This is a genomic window from Starkeya sp. ORNL1, assembly GCF_012971745.1.
Lineage (GTDB): Bacteria > Pseudomonadota > Alphaproteobacteria > Rhizobiales > Xanthobacteraceae > Ancylobacter.
Genome location: NZ_CP048834.1, coordinates 185,755 through 206,576, shown reverse-complemented (window position 1 = coordinate 206,576; position 20,822 = coordinate 185,755). Strand labels below are relative to the sequence as shown.

General features: G+C 63.4%; 19 protein-coding genes and 1 pseudogene. 12 read left to right on the top strand and 8 right to left on the bottom strand.

Features of this window, described 5'->3' with window-relative positions; all coding sequences use genetic code 11:
• Positions 1–4 precede the first annotated feature (4 nt).
• The 12 genes and pseudogenes from G3545_RS00945 to G3545_RS00890 all read left to right on the top strand — a co-directional run bounded on the left by G3545_RS00945 (position 5) and on the right by G3545_RS00890 (position 11,169).
• Complete coding sequence (locus tag G3545_RS00945) at positions 5–1,195, top strand: patatin-like phospholipase family protein (protein WP_170009059.1); 1,191 nt, start codon at positions 5–7, stop codon at positions 1,193–1,195.
• Positions 1,196–1,384: 189 nt separating this feature from the next.
• Positions 1,385–1,606, top strand: a complete 222-nt coding sequence (locus G3545_RS00940) for a hypothetical protein (RefSeq protein ID WP_170009058.1) — start codon at positions 1,385–1,387, stop codon at positions 1,604–1,606.
• 123 nt (positions 1,607–1,729) lie between these two features.
• Entirely contained in the window at positions 1,730–2,203 is a 474-nt protein-coding gene (locus G3545_RS00935; protein ID WP_246702640.1) for a DUF302 domain-containing protein, read from the top strand.
• Positions 2,204–2,408: 205 nt separating this feature from the next.
• The gene (locus G3545_RS00930) at positions 2,409–2,909 is read left to right on the top strand and encodes a cupin domain-containing protein (RefSeq protein ID WP_170009056.1); all 501 of its coding nucleotides are present in this window, start codon (positions 2,409–2,411) and stop codon (positions 2,907–2,909) included.
• An 80-nt stretch (positions 2,910–2,989) separates the two neighbouring features.
• A pseudogene (locus G3545_RS00925) lies at positions 2,990–4,218 on the top strand (MFS transporter).
• A gap of 632 nt (positions 4,219–4,850) precedes the next feature.
• The gene (locus G3545_RS00920; RefSeq protein ID WP_170009055.1) at positions 4,851–6,266 is read left to right on the top strand and encodes an APC family permease; all 1,416 of its coding nucleotides are present in this window, start codon (positions 4,851–4,853) and stop codon (positions 6,264–6,266) included.
• Between the two features lie 99 nt (positions 6,267–6,365).
• Complete coding sequence (locus G3545_RS00915; protein WP_206151369.1) at positions 6,366–7,103, top strand: 3-oxoacyl-ACP reductase family protein; 738 nt, start codon at positions 6,366–6,368, stop codon at positions 7,101–7,103.
• Positions 7,104–7,231: 128 nt separating this feature from the next.
• Positions 7,232–8,059 (top strand): IclR family transcriptional regulator, encoded by an 828-nt coding sequence (locus G3545_RS00910; protein WP_170009054.1) that lies wholly within the window; start codon positions 7,232–7,234, stop codon positions 8,057–8,059.
• Positions 8,056–8,964, top strand: a complete 909-nt coding sequence (locus G3545_RS00905) for an NAD(P)-dependent oxidoreductase (protein WP_170009053.1) — start codon at positions 8,056–8,058, stop codon at positions 8,962–8,964. Before G3545_RS00910 ends, G3545_RS00905 begins: the two co-directional genes overlap by 4 nt.
• Entirely contained in the window at positions 8,954–9,511 is a 558-nt protein-coding gene (locus tag G3545_RS00900; protein WP_170009052.1) for an ureidoglycolate lyase, read from the top strand. The genes G3545_RS00905 and G3545_RS00900 overlap by 11 nt, the downstream gene beginning before the upstream one ends.
• Positions 9,512–9,559: 48 nt before the next feature.
• Positions 9,560–10,468 (top strand): polysaccharide deacetylase, encoded by a 909-nt coding sequence (locus G3545_RS00895; RefSeq protein WP_170017841.1) that lies wholly within the window; start codon positions 9,560–9,562, stop codon positions 10,466–10,468.
• A gap of 23 nt (positions 10,469–10,491) precedes the next feature.
• On the top strand, positions 10,492–11,169 hold the full coding sequence (locus tag G3545_RS00890; RefSeq protein WP_170009051.1) for a DUF2848 family protein: 678 nt from the start codon (positions 10,492–10,494) through the stop codon (positions 11,167–11,169).
• A 2-nt stretch (positions 11,170–11,171) separates the two neighbouring features.
• On the opposite strand, the gene speB is transcribed toward G3545_RS00890, so the two are convergent.
• From speB to G3545_RS00850, 8 genes are all read right to left on the bottom strand, one after another.
• Positions 11,172–12,155 carry an agmatinase gene (gene speB, locus G3545_RS00885; RefSeq protein WP_170009050.1) on the bottom strand — a complete coding sequence of 328 codons (984 nt, stop codon included), beginning with the start codon at positions 12,153–12,155 and terminating at the stop codon, positions 11,172–11,174.
• A 106-nt stretch (positions 12,156–12,261) separates the two neighbouring features.
• Positions 12,262–13,206 (bottom strand): ABC transporter permease, encoded by a 945-nt coding sequence (locus G3545_RS00880; protein WP_170009049.1) that lies wholly within the window; start codon positions 13,204–13,206, stop codon positions 12,262–12,264.
• Positions 13,199–14,293, bottom strand: a complete 1,095-nt coding sequence (locus G3545_RS00875; protein ID WP_170009048.1) for an ABC transporter permease — start codon at positions 14,291–14,293, stop codon at positions 13,199–13,201. The genes G3545_RS00880 and G3545_RS00875 overlap by 8 nt, the downstream gene beginning before the upstream one ends.
• Positions 14,293–15,804 (bottom strand): ABC transporter ATP-binding protein, encoded by a 1,512-nt coding sequence (locus tag G3545_RS00870; protein WP_170009047.1) that lies wholly within the window; start codon positions 15,802–15,804, stop codon positions 14,293–14,295. Before G3545_RS00870 ends, G3545_RS00875 begins: the two co-directional genes overlap by 1 nt.
• Positions 15,805–15,871: 67 nt before the next feature.
• A complete protein-coding gene (locus G3545_RS00865) occupies positions 15,872–16,831 on the bottom strand; it encodes a BMP family protein (protein WP_170009046.1) in 960 nt (319 codons plus the stop codon).
• 257 nt (positions 16,832–17,088) lie between these two features.
• Complete coding sequence (locus G3545_RS00860) at positions 17,089–17,832, bottom strand: substrate-binding domain-containing protein (RefSeq protein WP_246702639.1); 744 nt, start codon at positions 17,830–17,832, stop codon at positions 17,089–17,091.
• Positions 17,833–18,162: 330 nt separating this feature from the next.
• Entirely contained in the window at positions 18,163–19,680 is a 1,518-nt protein-coding gene (gene hutH / locus G3545_RS00855; RefSeq protein WP_170009044.1) for a histidine ammonia-lyase, read from the bottom strand.
• 9 nt (positions 19,681–19,689) lie between these two features.
• A complete protein-coding gene (locus G3545_RS00850) occupies positions 19,690–20,682 on the bottom strand; it encodes a zinc-binding dehydrogenase (protein WP_170009043.1) in 993 nt (330 codons plus the stop codon).
• Positions 20,683–20,822: the final 140 nt, after the last annotated feature.

Here is a 20,822-nt window from a genome sequence, read left to right as displayed (position 1 = left end):
CGACATGAATGCCAATGATAAAAGCCTCCACCGCACATCCGCGAGAATCCCGGACGTCCTTGCTCCTGCGAGCCGCCGCAAGGGCCGGCCGGACGCCGGTCAGGTGGTGCTCGTACTGCAAGGCGGCGGCGCGCTGGGCGCCTATCAGGCCGGCGTCTATCAGGCGATGCACGAGGCTGGCATCGAGCCGGACTGGGTCATCGGCACCTCGATCGGAGCCATCAATGCCAGCCTGATCGCTGGAAACGAGCCGGCCGAGCGGTTGCCACGGCTCAAGGAGTTCTGGGACCGGATCGCCCATACTCCCTTGTTCGACGTCGCCGCCGGGGTTCCCTGGTTTGGCCGAACCCTGCCGAACTGGAGCACCCTGACCAACGGCATTGCCGGCTTCTTCAAACCCAACCCCCTCGCCTTCCTCGGCCTGCACGTGCCGCTCTCGGCGGACGCCGCCAGCTATTATTCGACCAAGCCACTGGAACAAACCCTCGGTGAGCTGGTCGATTTCTCGCGGCTCTCGAAATGCGCGCCGCGGCTGACAGTCGGGGCAGCGAACCTGCACACCAGCGAGATGCGCTATTTCGACAGCCGCGACAGCGAACTGACGGCGCGGCACATCATGGCGTCCGGCGCCCTGCCCCCGGCCTTCCCGGCGATCCGGATCGACGGCGAGCTCTATTGGGACGGCGGCATCCTCTCGAATACGCCGGTTGAAGCGGTATTCGACGACAATCCGCGCCGCAGCTCGCTGATCTTCGCAGTTCACATCTGGAACCCGCAGGGCGACGAGCCGGAGAGCATCTGGCAGGTCATGCACCGCCAGAAGGAGATCCAGTATTCGAGCCGCGCGCTCAGCCACATCATGCGGCAGAAGCAGATCCACCGACTGCGCCACATCATAGCCGAGCTTGCCGCCAAGCTGCCGGAGGAAGAGCGGGGAGCCGATGCCGCCCGCGAACTCGCGGCATATGGCTGCCTGACCCAGATGCACGTGGTCCGGCTGCTCGCGCCGCGCCTCGACCATGAGGACCACACCAAGGACATTGATTTCAGCCATTCCGGCATAAGCAGCCGCTGGAAGGCCGGCTATGAGGACACCATGGGCGTCCTCGACGAGACGCCCTGGGAGAAGCCGTTCGATCCGCTGGAGGGCTTCCATCTGCACGAACTGCGGCGGTTGGGCGTGTCGTCGACCTGAAGCCGGATCGCATGCCAACTGCCGAAGAAACGTAGAAAAGGGGCCGGCCGGCCCCTTTTCTACGCCCACCGCCATAGCACAGCTCTATCAACTCAGGAGGCATCCGGCATTTCAACCGGAGACGGGGAAGTCCGATCCTGCTCTTGCAGCAACCGGCGTCAGTGCCCGGAAAACATCGGAGAAACGACCATGTTGGCCCTCTTGAACACTCTCGTGCTCGACGATCCGCCCCAGACCGCACGCATTGCGGACCACGGCCCTGTCGACGAATTGCAAAGCCACTACCGGAAGATCGGGATCGCGGCGGTCGCCGGTGCGCTGGCCGCGTCGCGGCAGGAGCCGAAGCCGCATTCGCAGCCATCGAGATTTCCCGAGGCAGGCTTCTATCGCGCCGCCTGGCGGAAGTGCTGAGCACCCAAGCCCGCCGCTATGGACTTCGGAGCCAACCGGCATTTCAACGCCGGCGGCTCACCTCGCATTCTTCATGACGTTGGCTGGGCATGAAGCCCGGTCTGAAGTCAAATGGAGGGTTTCATGTTGCTCAGGGCAGGAAAGATCTTCACGGCGCTCGCGTTCGTCTTCACCCTCGCGGCCGGCGCGGCATCCGCCGGCGACGGAAATGGCGTGGTGAAGGTCAAGAGCGCCTACTCCATCGAAGAGACGGTGGCGCGTGTGAAGCAGGACGTGGCGACCAAGGGGATTCCCTTCCTCGCCGAGATCGACCAGTCCGGCCTTGCCGCCGCGGCTGGCATCGGCTTGCAACCTTCCCGATTGCTGATCTTCGGCAACCCGCCGCTCGGCGCGCAGTTCCTGACCTCGAACCCGGATGCCGGGCTCGACTGGCCGGTGCGGCTCTTGGTGCGCCAGGACGAAGACGGATCGGTCTGGCTTGCCTATTCCGACTTCGCCTGGATCGCCGATCGCTACGCCATCCGCGACCGGCAAGCGCAGTTCGAAATGGCCGCTTCGGTGATCGGCTCGGTCACCTCCAGCGTCGCGTCGAAATAGATCTCGCTTCACGCCTCCAGGGCTCGCCTCCGACCCAAGGTCGCGGCGGGCCCTGTCGCGTTCGCCGGTACCCGAACGATCAGGATAGTCGAACGCTATCGAACCAAGAGCCAGCCGATATTTCAGAACGCTGCGCGCAGGCCCGATCCTGCTCCCCATAGCCGAGGCCGACACCCGGACTTGGTCATCCAAAGGAGAAGGATCAATGACGAAGACACTCTCGCTGGCCCAGAGACACTCGGATTTCGCCCGCTCGGGTCTCGCTATCGTGGCGCTACTCGGCGCTTTCCTGGTTCCCAGCATCGCCGACGCCGGCCAATGCCCTACGGGCAAGCAGGTCACCGACGCGATCAAGCCGGTCGACCACGCTGCCAAGGGCGTGACCGACACCGTGTTGTCCTCGATCGACCTCGCCAAGGAGCCCGCGGCGATCCAGGACCGCAAGCTGCGCCTGCGCAAGCTGGTGATCCAGCCGAACGGCGTCGTTCCCTGGCACAGCCACGGCGACCGCCCGGCCATCATCTACGTCGTCCAGGGCGACGTGACCGAATATGCCAGCAATTGCGCGGTGCCGATCATGCACAAGGCTGGCGAGTCGACCGCCGAGACCCATGCGACGTCGCACTGGTGGAAGAACACCGGGCGCGAGACGGCCATCCTTCTCTCCGCGGACGTCCTCCACGACGAGAGCGACCACAATATGTGATCGGCGCTCGGGCTTATCCGCGAACCGGGCGCCCCGGCCAGTGCCGAGGGCGCCCACTCTTCTGGAGCCGATTGATGACCATGACCGCGCCATCCGCTGCCCACCCCGAACAAAGCATTACCGATGGCGCCGCCAGTCCCGCCACGGGATCGCTGCGCGGTGCGGCAGTGGTTGCCCTGATTGCCTTCCTGACCCTGGTCGATCTGTTCGCGACACAGGCGATCCTGCCGCCGCTCACCCATGCCTATGGGGTGACGCCGGCCGCCATGGGCCTCGCGGTCAATGCAAGTACGCTCGGAATGGTGGTTGCAAGCCTCCTCGTCGCCTTGCTGAGCCGCCGCATCGACCGACGCCTTGGAGTGGTAGCGAGCCTCGCACACTCGGCGTGCCGACCCTGCTACTCGCCGTGGCGCCGAACCTTGCGGTCTTCGCGCTGCTGCGCATCCTGCAGGGCCTGCTCATGGCCTCGGCTTTCACCTTGACCCTTGCCTATCTGGGAGAAACCTTCCGGGAACGAGACGCGTCGAAGGTGTTTGCCGCCTACATCACTGGCAATGTCGCCTCGAACTTGTTCGGCCGGCTGATGGCCGCCGGCATTTCCGACCATTTCGGCCTCGCCACCAACTTCGTCGTCTTCGCCGGCCTCAATCTGCTCGGTGCGGGGCTCGCCTGCATCGCCCTTCGGCCGAACGCCCCAACCGCGACGCCGACGCCCCGGCCGTCCTTCCGCGAAGCCTTTGCCGCGCATCTCGCCGATCCGGCACTGCGTGCCGCCTTCGCCATCGGATTCTGCATTCTGTTCGCCTTCATCGGCACCTTCACCTTCGTGAATTTCGTGCTGGTGAGGCCACCAATCGGCGTCGGCATGATGGCGGTCGGCTTCGTCTATCTCGTGTTCCTGCCGTCCATCGTCACCACGCCGCTCGCCGGGCGACTCGCAGTGCGGTTCGGCGCCCGCGGCGCGCTGTGGATCGGGCTCGCAATCGCTGGCCTGGGGCTGCCGATGCTGCTGGCACCCAGCTTGCCCGTGCTCGTGCTGGGCCTTGGTTTGGTCGCCGTCGGCACCTTTCTGGCGCAAGCGGTCGCCACCGGCTTTGTCGGCCGGACTGCCACCTCGGATCGCGGAGCCGCCAGCGGCATCTATCTGGCAAGCTATTTTCTCGGCGGACTGAGCGGAAGCGCCCTGCTCGGCTGGATCTTCGACAGCTTTGGGTGGATTCCCTGCGTCGGCGGCGTGGCTGCGGCGCTGATGGCGGGGGCGATACTCGGACTAAGGCTGCAATCGCCCGATCTCCCGAGCGCAACTTGATCTGTGGTGAAGCTCGATCCCGCCAAATCCCACCTTATCCCGGCAAAGATCGACAAAGAGCGCTGGAGAGCGACAAAGAGCGATTACGCAACCAAAACGCTCGCTGTCGTTCGCTTTACCAGCGCTTTTTGTCGTTACGTGGCTGCAAACACTTGGAAACTTTGAGGTTCCAGATTGCCAATGCGCATAGCGCTGTGGCGCATATTTCCGATATCGACACCGAAGTATGGAAAGGCTTGATTGAAATACGGTTTTTAGCCAGCTCACTACCCGCTTTGGCCTTGTGACCTTGCGATTGGCCAACCCTCCGCCTCTGCCCAAGATAGCCCTCGGTTGTCAGCCGCGGACGCCCTGGCGTTGGTGGTGTCGAGATCCCGTGGCCTATCGCGGGCGCCATCATGGATCTCGCTCGCGTGCGTATTGGAACAGCACGAAGGTTTCAACGAGCAGGCCTCACGGTCCAGCTAGCTGAAGCGGTGCGGCTCTCGCACTGCGACGAGACGGCAGCATGACCAACGACATGCCGCGCCGCGTCACGGAAAAATCACGGCGCATTCCACAATGCGGAATCCAAATCTTGAAAAGGAGGTGGGGTGGTCTGACCCTCGGATGAACTTTCCAGGGAGGATAGGATGTCGACTAGCGCAGATGGCCCGTTCGAAGGCGGCGGCGCGCTCCAAGGCGCTGCGGAACTAATTGCGGATCCGCAACAGCATAGATTCCGCAAGTCATTGGGTGTGTGGCACGTCGTCGGCCTCGCCATGGCAGACGTTTCACCCACCATGGCGGTGCTTTTGCTTACCGCCGGCGTCGTCTCTCTTAGTGGGACCTTCACCATCGGTGCCTGTCTGCTCTTGAGCGGCATTGTTGTTCTTATCGCGCTGTGCCTTGGCGAGCTCTCATCGCGAAACCCCTCGGCTGGCGGTATGTATTCGATCGTCAGGGAAACGCTGCCGGCGCCGATCGCCTGGATCACCCTGCTGAACTACGTGCTGCAGGGCGTATTCATACCGGCGAGCCTGACGCTCGGCATCGCTATCTTCGTCAAGGACCTCTTCCCGCAGCTTCCCATCGGCAATGAGGTAATCGCCCTGGTCGCCCTCGGCGGCGCGGGCCTCATCGCGCTAACCCGTGTCGAGGTTGGAGCCTGGACCACGGCGGCTATGGTTGTCGTCGAAGTCGCCGTACTCGGCTTGATCACCATCGCGGCGCTTCTCAACTGGAACCAGAATCTAGTCGAAGTCACGATGGCGCCAGTCCATCTTGTCGACGGCGCGCTGATCCCGGTGACTTTCGCAGTCGCCATCACTGCGCTAGCGCCAGCGTTCAACATCATCAATGGCTACGATGCCGCGCTCGGCTTCTCCGAGGAGATGCATGACGGGGCGCGGACCATCGGCAAGGCCGTGGTCATCGCCGCGCTCCTCGCCAGCATCCTAATCACCGTGCCGTTCACTGCCGCGGTGGTCGCGGCGCCGGACCTCAAGGAATTCCTGTCGAGCGCCACGCCCGTGGTCTATTCCGTCGAAAAGGCGCTTGGACCCTATGCGAAGGCGATCGTCGACATCGGTGTCATCATCGCGCTGTTTAATGGTGCCTTGTCCTTGATCATGTATTTCGCACGCGGCGTGTTCGCCACCGGCCGCGACCGGCTTTGGCCGGCGGCGGTCAATGCGCGCGTAGGCTCCCTCAACAATCATGGCGTCCCGGCTTGGGGCGTGATCGCCTTGGTCATCCCGGCGGTCCCGCTGCTGTTCGTGAATCAGCTCGATTGGCTGATCATCTTCTCGGGCACAATGATCACGGCGGTCTATTTCTGCATCGGTCTTGCGGCCTTGTGGAGCCGTATCAAGGACAAGACCAGCCCGCGACCATTCCGTATGCCCCTCTGGCCGCTGCCGGCATTGATCGTGACCTTGTTCACGGGCTTCGCGCTGGCGCAGCAGGAGACACAATTCATCGTCGGTGAGTTGGTCCTCGCGGCTGTCGCCCTGATGCTGTTCGCACTCTCCAAGGCGTGGTCGACCCGCCCCACCCGTGGCGCGTGAAGTTCGACGATGTCGCTCGCCTGCCACCCCAATGGCGTCATCCGCGTAGATCGCGCCAGGGATGGCAGGCAGCCCGTCTTTTTAGTCACTGGATGAATCATGATGCAGAGAGTTATCGTCCTCACCGGCGCCGGGCGCGGAATTGGTCTCGCAGCGGCCAGACGGTTCGCGCTCGCCGGTGATCTGCTCGTCCTCAACGACGTTAAATTCAGCGACGAGGCACTCGCGTTGGAGACCACGGCACGCGAGTACGGCGGCGACGTGATCTTCCTTGCCGGAGACGTCTCCGACCCCAGCGAGGTTACGACTCTTGTCGCCACCGCCGAGGGCCGGCATGGGCGGGTCGATGTGCTGGTCAACAATGCCGGCGTACTGCTGTCGAAGCCCACCATCGAGACCACGATGGAGGATTGGATACGCATCATATCAATCAATCTTACCGGCACTTGGAATTGCCTGCATGCGGTGCTTCCGGGAATGGTGGCGCGGCGAGCGGGACGAATCATCAACGTCTCCTCCGAGCTCGGCCTGATCGGCTTTCCAACCTACGCCGCCTATTGCGCTTCAAAGGGCGGCGTCATCGCCATGACCAAGGCCCTGGCGAAGGAGGTCGCGCCACTCGGTGTACTGGTCAATTCGGTTGCTCCCGGCCCGATCGAGACGGACATGCTGAAATTCGACACCATCGAGTTCAACGACGAGACCCGCGAACAGATTCCGCTGCGCCGCTTCGGCCAACCGGACGAGATCGCCGCCGCGATCGAGTTTCTCGCCGGTCCAGGCGGCAGCTACATGGTGGGGCAGATCCTCAGTCCGAATGGTGGAACCGCCATCTAGGGGCCCGCGAGCGGGGACTATCTAAGCGATATCATCGTGCACCAGATTCAACCGGCCGCGGATGTTCGACACGTACAGGTTTGCCAGCCTTGCGGAACATGCCCGGCCCGCGGCCGAAGGAGGCGCACATGTCCGGCGAGGTGCAGTCACTCACACGCGGCCTTGCGATACTGGAGGCGCTGACGGAATTCGACGTCGACGGCGCAAGCCTTGCCGACATCGTCTCGCGTACCGGCTTGTCGCCGAGCACCGTACATCGCCTGCTCGCCACCTTCGTCGAGGGCGACTATGTGCTGCGAGGCAAGGACCGCAATTCCTATGTGCTGGGCCACCGCATTATCAGCGTCGCTGGCTCGGTACAACTTCGCACGGCGCACCTGCGTGTCCTCGCCCGGCCGCATCTCGAGGAGATCGCCGAGCAGAGCGGGGAGACTGCTAATCTCGTCGCACTCGATGGCCGCACGTCGGTCTATATCGACCAGGCGGAAGGCACACGTGTACTGCGCATGTCAATTCGCGTCGGCAGCACATTTCCGGCGAACACCTCGGCGTCCGCCAAGGCCATACTTGCCTTCCAGAAATCCGACGATGCGCTGCGGCTGATCTTCGACGAGCGCCGTGCGAGGCGCTACACCAGGCGGACCATCATCGATCCGGACACCTTTCGCGCCGACCTGAAAAGTACCCGCGACCGCGGCTTCGCGATCGAACGCGAGGAGGTTGAAGAGGGGGTGAGTTGCATCGCCGCGCCAATTCTCGGACCGAACGCCGTGGCCATCGCCGCCATCAGCGTGCCGGGGCCGACGACGCGCATCCTTAGCCCGACGCCGGAACGGCTGGGCGCGCTGGTCATGGACCATGCAGCGAGAATATCGCGCGCCTTGCAGACGCGCGCGCCGACGAAACCTGCGGGTGCGCGCGCCAAGGCAGAAAACACAGGGAGAACCAAAGAATGACAGCCACGCTCGTCACTGGCGGCATGGGCTATAGCGGCCGCGCCATCGTACGCCAACTCGCAAAACAGGGCGTCCGCGTCGTCAACTACAATCGCGACTATTCAGAGCTGGCGACCGACCTGATCACCCCTGTGCAAGGCGAATTGTACGATATCCCCCGTCTGGTCCGGACCATTCAGACATACGGCGTCGATCGCATCATCCATACCGCTGCGATGTCCCACCCGGACCTGTCGATCGACCTCCCGATCACCACCGTCGCCGCAAACATCGACGGCACCGTAAGTCTGATGGAAGCAATGCGGCTCGCGGGGATCACTCGACTGGTAAATTTTTCGTCCGAAACAGTCTACGGAAACCATGCCGGGCCGATCTACGAGACCTCTCCAGCAAAACCTACCACGCCCTATGGCGTAACCAAGGTAGCCGTCGAGCATTTCGGCAGGGTATACAATGAGCTTTACGGATTGCAGACGCTCGCCTTGCGCTTCACCGAAGTGTACGGCCCAGGAAATCGCATGCCGCAAATACTACGCGATATCGTCAAAACGGTATTGCGCGGAAAGCCCTATCGGATGGAAAGTGGTGCTGACCACCTGTTCCATTTCATCCATGTCGAGGACGTCGCCAAGGCGGCGATTCTCGCGGCAAAGGCCGACAAGCCCAACGGTTATGTCTTCAACGTCTTCGGCGACCGCTGCTGGACATTGGCCGAGACAGCGGTCCTGCTCCGCAAGCTGATCCCGGACGCACAAATCGACATCGGGCCCGGCTATTGCCATCTCGATCGCCAAGGCCCCTGGGACCAGTCCGCAGCGAAGCGGGAATTTGGCTATGCGGCCACATTTGCGCTCGAGGACGGCCTCACGAGCTATATCGAGTGGTTGCGCGATAATGAATACTGACAGCGAACGTCCGGCGTCGCGTAAGTCGGAAATGCATGCCGGCCGGAGAAAAATCCGCGCCGAATCCTTGGCAAGGGATGCTTTCGCCCCCTTTGGCGACGTCATCGATGACACCGGCCCGACTCGCTTTCCGACCAACGGAGGCGACGCCATGCGCATCCATCAGCTCGCGATCGCGGATTGTGCGGCGGAGCGGGGCCGGACGCTTCTGAGCCTATTCCGTGTCGCTCGACCAACCTTTCACGATCCGCTCCGGCTTATGGAGCGGCACCCGATTTCAAGCCAGGCGTTCGTGCCACTCGGCCACATGCGGTTCATCGCCGTCGTGGCCGAAGCAAGCAAGGATCCGCAGGTGACCAATCTGCGAGCTTTCATCAGTAACGGCCGGCAGGGCGTCAACTATCGTCGAGCGACGTGGCATCATCCGTTGATCACGCTTGATGCGGGCGACTTCCTTGTCGTCGACCGGGCCGCACCAGGGGTGGAATTCATTCAGGATTATGAGGAGGTCGTGTTGACCGACGAAGTCAGCGTGATCCTTCCATAAGTGAACAGCCGCGAATTCTGCAGCAAGTCCCGATAGATGGTAGTGAACATGATTTCCAATGCGATCAAGTGGCCGAATGGCGCCAAATGCGCGGCCTGCCTGACCTTCGACATGGATGCTGACAGCCTGATCCACGTGGATTACCCCCATGACGGCAACAGGCGCGTGGCAGCCATATCCATGCTACGCTACGGCCCGCTCATCGCGGTTCCGCGGATCGTAGAGAGCTACGAGCGTCTTGGTATCAAGCAGACGTTCTTCATTCCTGCCTGGTGCATCGAGCAGTATCCCGACGCGGTGGATACGGTTTTGCGCGGCGGACACGAGATCGCCCACCATAGCTATATCCACGAAAACCCGTTGGAGCAGACTCGCGCCGACGAAGCCCATTGGCTCGATGTTGGTATCGAAGTGATTAAACGCGCCACCGGCAAAGCGCCGCGTGGTTGGCGCGCTCCACTCTACAATTTCTCGGATAACTCACTCGACCTGCTGCTCGAGCGCGACTTCAAATATGACGCCTCGCTGATGGGCGCCGACATCCCCTATATCATCCGCAGCCGGAAGAACGGCGGCGAACTCATCGAGCTGCCGAGCCATTGGGGGCTAGACGACTGGCCGCAGTATGTCCAGTCCATGGACCTGAACTACATGATGCCCATCCGCAGCGCCCGCAATGGCTTCGATCTCTACCTGCGCGAATTCGAAGCTGCCTATGCGTACGGTGCTCTGTGGGTGCCGGTGCTCCATCCGTTCGTCACGGGCCGCCTGGCCCGCTGGCACGTATTTGCCGAGTTTCTGGAAAAGGTGGTGGCGCAAGGCGACGTGTGGTTCGCGCCGATGGAAGAGATTGCGGCGTATGTGCGAGGCGAGACCGACGCCGGACGCTATCTCCCGATGGTTGATCTCATCCCGCAATATGAGGAGCCGATCGGACGCGTCCTGCCACGTCCCTGACCCTGCCCGATTGCGAGACCGACATGGCACGCCTTGAATTCTTGTTACCGGGCGGCGAGCGGATTTCTCCGCTCGTCCGGACGCTGCTGCTTGGAAGCTTCACCGGCCGGTCCCAAGCCGATGTGTCTCGCCACGTCGAGGAAATGGAGCTTCTCGGGGTGACAGTGCCGTCGCGGCTGCCGATATTTTATCCCGCCATGTCCTGCCTGCTGACACAGGAGGCGCAAGTTGAGGCCGTCGGGTCCGACAGCCGACCTGAGGTGGAGTTTGTGCTGTTCGCCCATCGAGGACAGTGGTTCGTCACCGTGGGAAACGACCAGTTCGACCTGGATCTCGAAAAGCGCTCTCTAGTGTCGAAGTCGAAGAACCTCTGCCAGAAGCTAGTCGCCGGCATGGCGTGGCCGCTCGACGAAGTGTCGGGACATTGGGACGCGCTGACGCTTTCCCTGAGTAGCAATGACAGGTTGCTCCAGCACGGCAGGCTGGAGCAACTGCTTCAGCCTGCCGTGCTGCTCGACTCCGTCAAGCAGGATTTTGGCAAGCGCGAGATCGACATGCTGTTCTCGGGTACGATCCCGTTCCTGCCGGATGTCCAGATAGATTCGGGCGATCTTCGGATCGCGCTGCACGATCCGGTGCTGTCCCGCGAACTGTCCGCCCGCTTCGCCATCAAGGAGCTGAGTGCGATCGGCACCGCGTAATCCTATTTGCTCCGCTCGTGGAATATGCGCCCGATCAGGTTCATCAAGATTTGCGCCGCTAGGATCGCGGTGGTTCCGGTGTGGTCATATTCCGGCGCGACTTCCACCAGGTCCACGCCCACCACTTCGCCGCGCTTGGCGAGGCCGGCGAGCAGTTCCAGCACCTCGTAATAGAGGAAGCCGCCATGGGACGGCGTGCCGGTACCGGGAGCGATCGACGGATCGAAACCGTCAATGTCGATCGTCAGGTAATAGCGCTTGCCGGCGGGAATGCGCGCGAGGAGGCCCTCTACACCGAGCTTGCGCGCCTGGCGCACGGAGAGGATGTCCGAGCCCATGCTGCGCGCCGCGTCATAGCCCTCCTTCGCGGTGGAGGAAACGTTGCGGATGCCGATCTGCGAGAGACCCGTGACATAGGACTTCTCGGCGGCACGGCGCATCGGGTTGCCGTGGCCGTAACGCACGCCGTGGCGCTCGTCGACGAAATCGAGATGGGCGTCGATCTGTACGAGATGGATGTCGCCATGCCCCTCGAAGGCGTTGATGCAGGGGATATTGATTGAATGGTCGCCGCCGAGCACCACCGGCAGGGCGCCGGCTTCGAGGCATTTCCTCACGCCATACTCGATGTTGGCATGACTTTTCATCGTGTCGGTATGCACGATATCAGCGTCGCCGAGATCGACGATGCGCAGGCTTGAAGGCAGGTAGGTGACGTCGTCCTCGTGATCGTAGGCGCCGCCATGGCCAAACGAGAAGAGCGTCGAGGCCTCGCGTATCGCGCGCGGGCCGCCACGCGCACCGGCACGCCATTGCGTACCGAAATCATAGGGCGCGCCGAGCACGGCGACATCGGCGCCGATGTCGTTCCAGTCGGCGACATAGGGCGCCTTGGCAAAGGTGCAGATGCCAACGAAGGGCAAGTTCAACCGTCCGGCCTCGTAGCCGTGGCCGACATTGTCACCAGGCGGGTCGCTGCGGGTCATTTCGGGGGTCTCCTATTGACGGTGAGCGCCGCGGCGGCGCTGTCGCGTGCATGGCCGGCGATTTAACGGGCATCGGCCGGCCATCGGTCGAAAGGCGGGAGTGCGGTCAGACCTTGGTCTCGCGGCTATATGGCAACCCGACAGCGGCAGGCGGCCTTACCCGGCCGTAGAGGCCGACCAAGGCCAGCACCGACGCGACATAGGGAAGCGCGATGAAGATCTGATAGGGAATGGTCGGGTTGGCGAATTGCAGCCGCAGTTGCAGGGCGTCGCAGAATCCGAAGAACAGGGCGGCGAGCACGGCGCCGATTGGGTCCCAGCGTCCGAGGATCACCGCGGCGAGCGCGATGAATCCCTTGCCGGCGCTCATGTGCTCGGTGAAGACGAAGACCTGCGACAGCACGATGTAGGCGCCGCCCAGGCCGGCAAGGCCGCCACTGGCCAGTACGCAGCAGAAACGCACCCGGTAGACCGGCACGCCCGCCGAATCCGCCGCCGCCGGGTTCTGGCCGGTGGCGCGTATGTTCAGTCCCCAGGCCGTACGGTAGAGAATCCAGTAGCTCACCGGTATGATGATGTAGAGCAGATAGACGAGTGCGTCCTGGTCGAAGAACGACTCGCCGATGAGCGGGATCGAGGACAGGCCGGGGATGGCGAAGGGCTTGAATCCCTGCAGCGTCTTGGTGGTCGCGTCCATGCCGAAGATGAGGCGGGCGAGGAAGGCGGTCAGACCGATCGCCACGAGATTGATGGCGATGCCGCAGACGATCTGGTTGACGTTCAATCGGATCGCCAGCACCGCAAGAACGCCACCGGCCGCGGCGCCGCAGGCCACGCCGACCAGCGCACCCGCCACAGGATTGCCGGTCAGGAACACGCCGAGCGCGCCGCCGAAGGCGCCGAACAGCATCATGCCTTCGAGCCCGACATTATAGATGCCGCCGCGCTCGGCGATCACCCCGCCGATGGCAGCAAAGGCGATCGGCACGGTGAGCCGCAAGCTCGTGCGCAGCAGGTCGGTGGAAGAAGCGATGTCCAGCCAATCAAGCATTCTGCTTCTCCCGCGAAGCAAGCACGGCGTCCATGGAGCGCCGGCGCGCCAGCATCTGCCCCCAGCGTGAATCGCTGAAGCGGATCGACAGGCTGGCGGCGACGAATATGACGATCAGGCCCTGGATGGCGTCGATGACCGTGCTGTCGACGCCGACGGCACGCTGCATGAACTGGGCGCCCGAGCGCAGGCCGGCGAAGAACAGTGCGCACACCACCACGAGTATCGGGCTTGCCGCAGCCATGAACGCCACCACGATGCCGTCGAAGCCATAGCCAGGGCTGAAATTCTGGAACAGGCGGTACTTCACGCCCAGCACTTCGAACGCACCGGCAAGGCCCGCCAGCGCACCGCCGATCATCATGGTCACGACGATCTGCCGCCGGACATTGATGCCGGCATACCGGGCGGCCTGCGCATTGTAGCCGGCGGTGACGACGGAAAACCCGAAGGTGGTGTATTTCAGCCCGAAGGCGAGGACGATGGCGAGCAGGACGCCAAAGATCGCGCCGGCATGGGCATCGGTCGGCGGCATGATGTAGGGCAGGAACAGCGAGGGCGGGATCTCCCGCGAATAGGGATAGGGAGCCCCCTCCTCCATCATCGGGCCGCTGGCGGCATAGCTGACGAGGTTCATCGCCACGTAGTTCAGCAGCAGCGTGACGATGACCTCGTTGATTCCGCGATAGGCCTTGAGCACGCCTGCGATCGCGGCCCAGAGGGCTCCGCCCAGCGCGCCGGCCAGGATGCAGACGCTGAGGTGCACCGGCCAGTACATCTCCGGCAAATAGAGCGCGGCGATCGTGCAGAACAGCGCGCCGAGATAGATCTGGCCCTCCGCGCCCACATTGAACAGGCCGCCGCGCAAGGGGATGGCGACCGCGAGCCCGGCCAGCACGATGGGCGAGAACTTCACCAGCGTGGCACCGAAGCCGAAATAGTCGAAGAACGCTTCGCCGAACAACGAGCGATACGCTGCGATCGGGCTGGCGCCGGCGGAGAGGATCAGCACGGAGCCGACCAGGAGGGCGATGATGACGGCCCAGATGGTCCGCATCGCGAAGATGACACGCATGACCTCCGCCATCACGCCGCACTCCTCACGCCGGCCATGAGTTCGCCGAGGCGTTCGGGGCTCGCTTCCTCCGGCGCCAGAATGCCGGTGATCGCGCCCCGGCACATCACGGCGATGCGGTCCGACACGTCGAGCACGTGCTCGAGTTCGGTGGAGATATAAAGCACGGCGACGCCGGTCTTCTTGAGGTCGAAGATCATGTTCTGGACGAACTCTATGGCGCCGACATCGAGACCCTTGCAGGCCTGCATGATCACCAATATGCGGGGGCCAGCCTCGATCTCTCGGGCGAGGATGACCTTTTGCTGGTTGCCTCCCGACAGGAAGCGCGCCGGCTGCTGCGGCGAGCGCAGGCGCACGTCGTAACGCCGGACGAGATCGGCCGCGTTGCGCGCGACATATTTGAAGTCGAGGATGCCGTGGTGCGATACCGGCGGCTTGTCGTATTCGCGCAGCACGAAATTAGTCGCCACGGGATAGTCGAGCACGAGCCCGGTGTGCTGGCGATCCTCGGGTATGAAGCCGATCCCAACTTCGTCCTTGCGTGCCCTCACGTCCAGCGGGCCGATGTCCCGGCCATTCACCGTAATGGCACCGTGGCTCAGCGGCCGCAGCCCGGCGATGACCTCGCCGAGCTCGCGCTGGCCGTTGCCGTCGACGCCGGTGACGCCGAGCACCTCGCCGGCGCGCAGGCCGAACGTCACGCGGTCGAGAGCGCCCACGCCCTGGTCGTTGTCGGCAACGAGATCGTTCGCCTGCATCACCGTCTCGCCGGGCGTCGACTTCGTGCGCTTCAGGTTCATCACGATGTCGCGTCCGACCATGCGCCTTGCCATCTCGCGCGGATTGGTGTCCCTGGCGTCGAGTTCGTCCGTCACCTTGCCATGGCGCATGACGGTCACGCGGTCGGCCACCTGCATCACCTCGTCGAGCTTGTGGGTGATGAACAGGATGGTGTGGTTGGCGGCGCGAAGGGCGCGCAGGCTGTCGAGAAAGGAATCGATTTCGGTGGGCGCCAGCACGCTGGTCGGCTCGTCCAGAATCAGCACCTCGGCCTTGCGATACAGTGCCTTGAGTATCTCCACGCGCTGGCGCATGCCCATCGGCAGCGTCCAGATCTCGGCGGAGGGATCGATCTCGAAGCCGAGCTTGCGGCTCAGCTCGCGGATGTTGCGATCATGGACGTCGAAGTTCACCGGCTTCAGGCCACGCTCGAACCCGAGCACGATGTTCTCGGTGACGGTGAGCGAGTCCACCAGCATGAAATGCTGATGGATCATGCCGATGCCATTGGCGATCGCATCCTGCGGGGAGGCCATCTTCAACGGCCTGCCGTCGAGCACGATCTCACCCTCGTCGGGCTGATAGAGCCCGTAGAGGATATTCATCAGCGTCGTCTTGCCCGCTCCGTTCTCGCCGAGAATGGCGTGGATCGCGCCCTTGGCGATCCCGATGCGCACGTTGTCGAGGGCCCTGAAGCCGCCAAACGACTTCGAGATCCCATCAATGAGGATATGATCCATTCGCCTCGCCCGATAGATGCCGCCGATACGGGAAAGCCGCCAGGCGGCTTTCCCGTCGCGATGTGGCTCAAGGCTTGAGCGCGCCCGATTTCATCTTGTCGACGAGGCCGGCGACTTCCGTCTTCACGGCTTCCGGTATCGCCGGATTGAACGAGCCGATGCGGCAAGCTTCGGGCTGGCTGAGGTTGAAATTATAGTTCTTGCCTTCCAGCTTGCCTTCCTTGGCGTAGCCGACATAGTCGAGCATCGCGCCCTTGATGTCGAAGATGGCCGATTGCAAGATTGTCTCCGGCCAGTCGCTGATCGCATCGTAATAAAGGCCGAAGCCATACACGCCCTTTTCCTTGCAGGCCTGCAGGCTTCCGATCACCGCGTTGTCCATGGTCGGAAAGATGACGTCGGCGCCCTGGGCGATCTGGTTGAGCGCCGCCTCCTTGCCCTTGGCGATGTCGTCCCAGTCATTGGTGTAGGCCGTGAAGACCTCCTTGCCGCCGGCGGCCTTGAAGCCCTCTTCGTAGCTGGAGTTGAGATCGAGCGAGAACTTGATCTTCTGGCCGCCGATCCAGCCGGCCTTTCCGGTCTTTGACATCTTGCCGGCGATGTAGCCCATCAAATAGCCGGGCTGCTTGTAGTTGAAATCCGCCGAGGCGAGGTTTCCACCGCCCTGCTGGCCATTGTTCACCATGAAGATGGACTTGGGATAGCGCGGCGCCACACGCTTGGCGGCATCCTGGAACTCGCCGCCATGGCCGATGACAAGCTGGAAGCCGCGGCGCGCATAGTCCGCCATGGCCTCGGCCTGGTCTGCCTGCACCACCTTCTCGCTATAGGCGATGTCGACGCCGAGCTTTTCCTTGACGGCCTGGATGCTCTCATACCCGGCCTGGTTCCAGGATTTGTCGGTGATGTTTCCGGGCATGACGATCGCGACCTTGAGCGGCGTCTGCTGTGCCCAGGCGGGACGGAGAGCGACAAGAGTGGCGCTGGTTCCGCAGAGTGCGACGAAGGACCTTCTGCTTATATTCATGATCGATCCCATCTGGTGATTTTTGCTTTGTGCGCGCACGTATTAGGCAGCGTCTCCACATTGTCTTGAAGACATGCGCTTCCCGGTATCCTCGATCAGCTAATTCCCCTGTTCGATCTAAATTAAATGAACTTTGTTTCGTGTATGGCCGAGGTAAGTGCGCGGCGGTCGCGTAGCGGCAATGCCATCGCACGCCGGTCGCCAGTGACGGCCCGCGCCAGCGTCGAGATATTCTATAATCAGTTGATTCTACAGCGCTATCTAGCCACCGGGATCGCCGCGTCCACGCGGGCCGGCGCGGGCTGCCCGGCCGCGGGCTGCGAAAGCAGCTCCTCGAGAAACGCCCTGATCAGGCGTTCCTGCTTGCGCTCGCGCTTGGTCGCCACCTCGAAGCGCGAAATATGGGTCAGCTGTGCCGGCAGCAGGGGCCGAAGGCGCCCAGCCTCGGTCCAGATCCGCGCATAGTGAACCGGCAGGAATCCGATGAACCTGCCGGAGAGAATGAGGTGCGCCATGGCCTCCATATCGCTGACCGATGCCGAGTCGACGGCCCGGTCGGTCGGCAGTTCGATCTTGCTCGGCACGTGGCTGCGCAGCACATACTTGCTGTCGAGCAAGGATGACAACTCCACGTCATCCGGCGCTTTCTCGAACAGCGGATGGCCCTTGGCGCAATAAAGCTGATGCCGCTCCTCGAACAGCGGCGTGTAAACAAGGCCGGGCACATGCTGGTAGAAAGGTGCGATGCCGAGATGCATGCCGCCTTCGAGGATAGCTCTTTCGAGCTGCGCGGGCTCCTGGACATGTAGCGAGATATAGACGTCGCCGTGCTTGTCGTGGAACCGGCCGATGGCCGCCGACAATGGCATGTTCGGATTCGTCACCGTCGAATCGACCGCCCCGACATTGATGCGGCCAGTGAGCTTCTTGCGGAGCTGATTTACGTCGCGCACGAAGGAATGGTGCGCGTAGAAGATCGAGGCCGCGGCCTCATAGACCATCTCACCCTCGCGGGTGAGCTTGAAGCCCGCTCGCCCGCGCTGGCACAGCCTGAGACCAAGCCGGGCTTCCAGTGTCGCCATCTTGCTGCTGATCGAAGCCGCACTGATGTTGGCCTGCGCCTGCGCCGCAGAGAAGCCGTTGCACTCGACGATCATGCAGAACAGACGCAACAGGTTGACGTCGAGTCCATCGAGCGAGAATTGCGATCTGCGCAGCGCCATACTTGACAGGATCCGGAAGCGAACTCCGATCGCTTTATCTGCGCTAAACAATTGAACCGGTCAACGCACCAGCCGTGCGGGGCGTGCCCGCTATCGACCTCGCAGCCCCTATGGCGAGGAAGGCAGAGCGAACTCTGCGTGCGGCAGTCCTGTGCGAACCATCTGGACGGCCATGTCGAGATCGGGCGCGAAGAAGCGATCGACCGTCCATGCGGCGACGCCGGTACGCAGATGCGCGTGAACGTCCTCGATCGCGGGGCTCGAACGCGCCGGCCGGCGCAGGTCCAGTCCCTGCGCCGCAGCCAGCAACTCGATTGCGAGGATGGCCCGCAGGTTCGCCGCCATGTCGCCGAGCCGGCGCGCCGCGTGCGTCGCCATGCTCACATAATCCTCAAGGTTCGCGGCCGTGGGAATGCTGTCGATGCTCGCCGGCGAAGCCAGGAATTTGTTCTCGCTCGCCAGCGCGGCTGCGGTGACCTGGGCGACCATGAAGCCGGAATTCAATCCGCCCTGCGCGACCAGGAAGGCCGGCAGGCCGCTCATCGCCGGATCGACCAGGAAGGCGGTGCGCCGCTCCGACATCGAGCCCATCTCGGCGTAGGCCAGCGCCAGCCCGTCGGCGGCGAGGCCGATCGGCTGTGCATGGAAATTGCCGCCATAAAGCACGTCTCCGCTTGCCGGATCGATCAAGGGATTGTCGGAAACGCCGTTTATCTCGCGCGCCAGTGTGCCGGCGGCGCTGGTCATCTGGTCATGGACAGCCCCCATCACCTGGGGCAGGCAGCGAAGGCAATACGGGTCCTGCACGCGCTTGACCGGACGGTCCGCCTGCAACGCGCTGGATGCCAGCAAGTCGCGCAGCCGCGCGGCGACGTGGACCTGGCCGTCCTGGTTCCGCAGCGCATGAATGCGCGGGTCGAACGCCGCGGCAGTGCCGCTGCCGGCTTCGACCGACAGTGCCGCGATCGGCAGCATCGTCCGGAAGAGATCCTCAAGACCGAACAGACCCTCGACGGCCAGGGCCGTCGAGACCTGGGTCCCGTTCACCAACGCCAGCCCCTCCTTCGGCTGGAGCGCAAGGGGTTCCGCGCCTTCCGCCTGCACCGCGGCCGCCGCGGGCTTGCGGACACCGCGATGGAATACGTCGCCCTCCCCGATCAGGGCGGCAGCGATGTGCGCCAACGGCGCCAGATCCCCGGAGGCGCCCACCGATCCCTTCTCGGGAACGACGGGCGTGATCCCCGCATTGAGGAAAAACACCAGCGCGTCTGCCAGTGCCTCGCTGATTCCGGAAGCACCGATGGCGAATGTCGCGAGCTTCAACGCCATGGCACGGCGCACGATGCCGATGGCCAGTGGGGCGCCGGTGCCTGCGGCGTTGGAGAGCACGACACGCCGCTGCAATTCGCCGAGCGCGCCGTCATCGATCCGCTGGCCCGAGAGCGGTCCAAAGCCGGTGTTGACGCCATAGATTGTGGCGCCCTCGCCGATGAGCCGGTGCAATTGCCGGTTCGATGCGGCAATGCGCTGGCGCGCGGCAACCGAGAGCTGCACATGTCCGTCGTCGGCGAATGCGCGCAGATCGGCCAGCCGCAAGGCGCCGGGTTCAATGGTGAGGTCGGACATGAGGCCTGCCTATCGCTCGCCGCGCACGCGGATCAGGACCTTGCCGATGGTCCTGCGGCTCTCCAGCAGAGCCTGTGCATCGCGGATCTCCTCCAGCGGGAACTCGGCAGCGATCGGCATCTCCAGCGTTCCCGCCTCCAGCGCCTGCATCACATGGCGCACACCGGCATTCCATCGCGGCGAACCGGGTACAGCATGCATGAGTTCGAAGCCGGCCATCGAGGTCGAGCGCCTGTAAAGCGCTTTGCGCACGTCGAATTCGGGGTCCCCCGCGGCTTCGCCGATATTGATGAGCCGGCCGAACGGGCGCAGCACGTCGAAGCTGCGCTCCAGTATATCGGCCCCCAGGGAGTCGATGACGAGGTCGATGCCCGCTCCATCGGTCATCCGCATGATCACCTCGACGAAATCCTCGACGTCGCGAGCGATGACCCGCTCGGCGCCCAGCGCGAGGGCCTGCGCCGCCTTGTCCCCCGTGCCGACCGTGCCGAGCACGATCGCGCCGGCATCCCGGACCAGTTGAGTCAAGGCGAGCCCGACGCCGCCACTGATGGCGTGGACCAGAATCCGGTCGCCTGCACGCAGATGATGCGCCGTGTGGAGCAGGTGATAGGCCGTCAGCGCCGCGACCGGTAGCGCCGCTGCCTTGGCCCGGTCGAAACCGGGTGGCAACGGCACGACCAATTCCGCCGGGATAGCGACCTCGTCGGCGAAGGCCCGCAGCATGTCCCTCCCGCTGATGAATGCCACCGGCTGCCCGATGGCGAGGGTCTCGACGCCGGTGCCGACGGCAATCACGGTGCCGGCACCTTCGCCGCCAAGCACCAGCGGATAGGTCATCGGATCCGGATAGATCCCCTGGCGCTTCTGGATGTCGCCCCAGTTGCATGCCGCATAATCGACCGCGACCAGCACCTCGCCGGAGCGTGGCTGCGGATCGGCGAGTTCGACGACGGCCAGGGCGTCCAGATTTCCAGGCTGCTCGACGGTGACGGCGCGCATATCCGAATCTTCATCGCGGTGCTTCCGCCCGCCGGATCACCTTGCCCAACGGTCACAGCAAGTCCGCGCGGTGTACATCGGGAATATACGAAACTTAGTTCAGCGAATTCCTCATTAAGTGCGCTCCGTTTGGCGCTAAG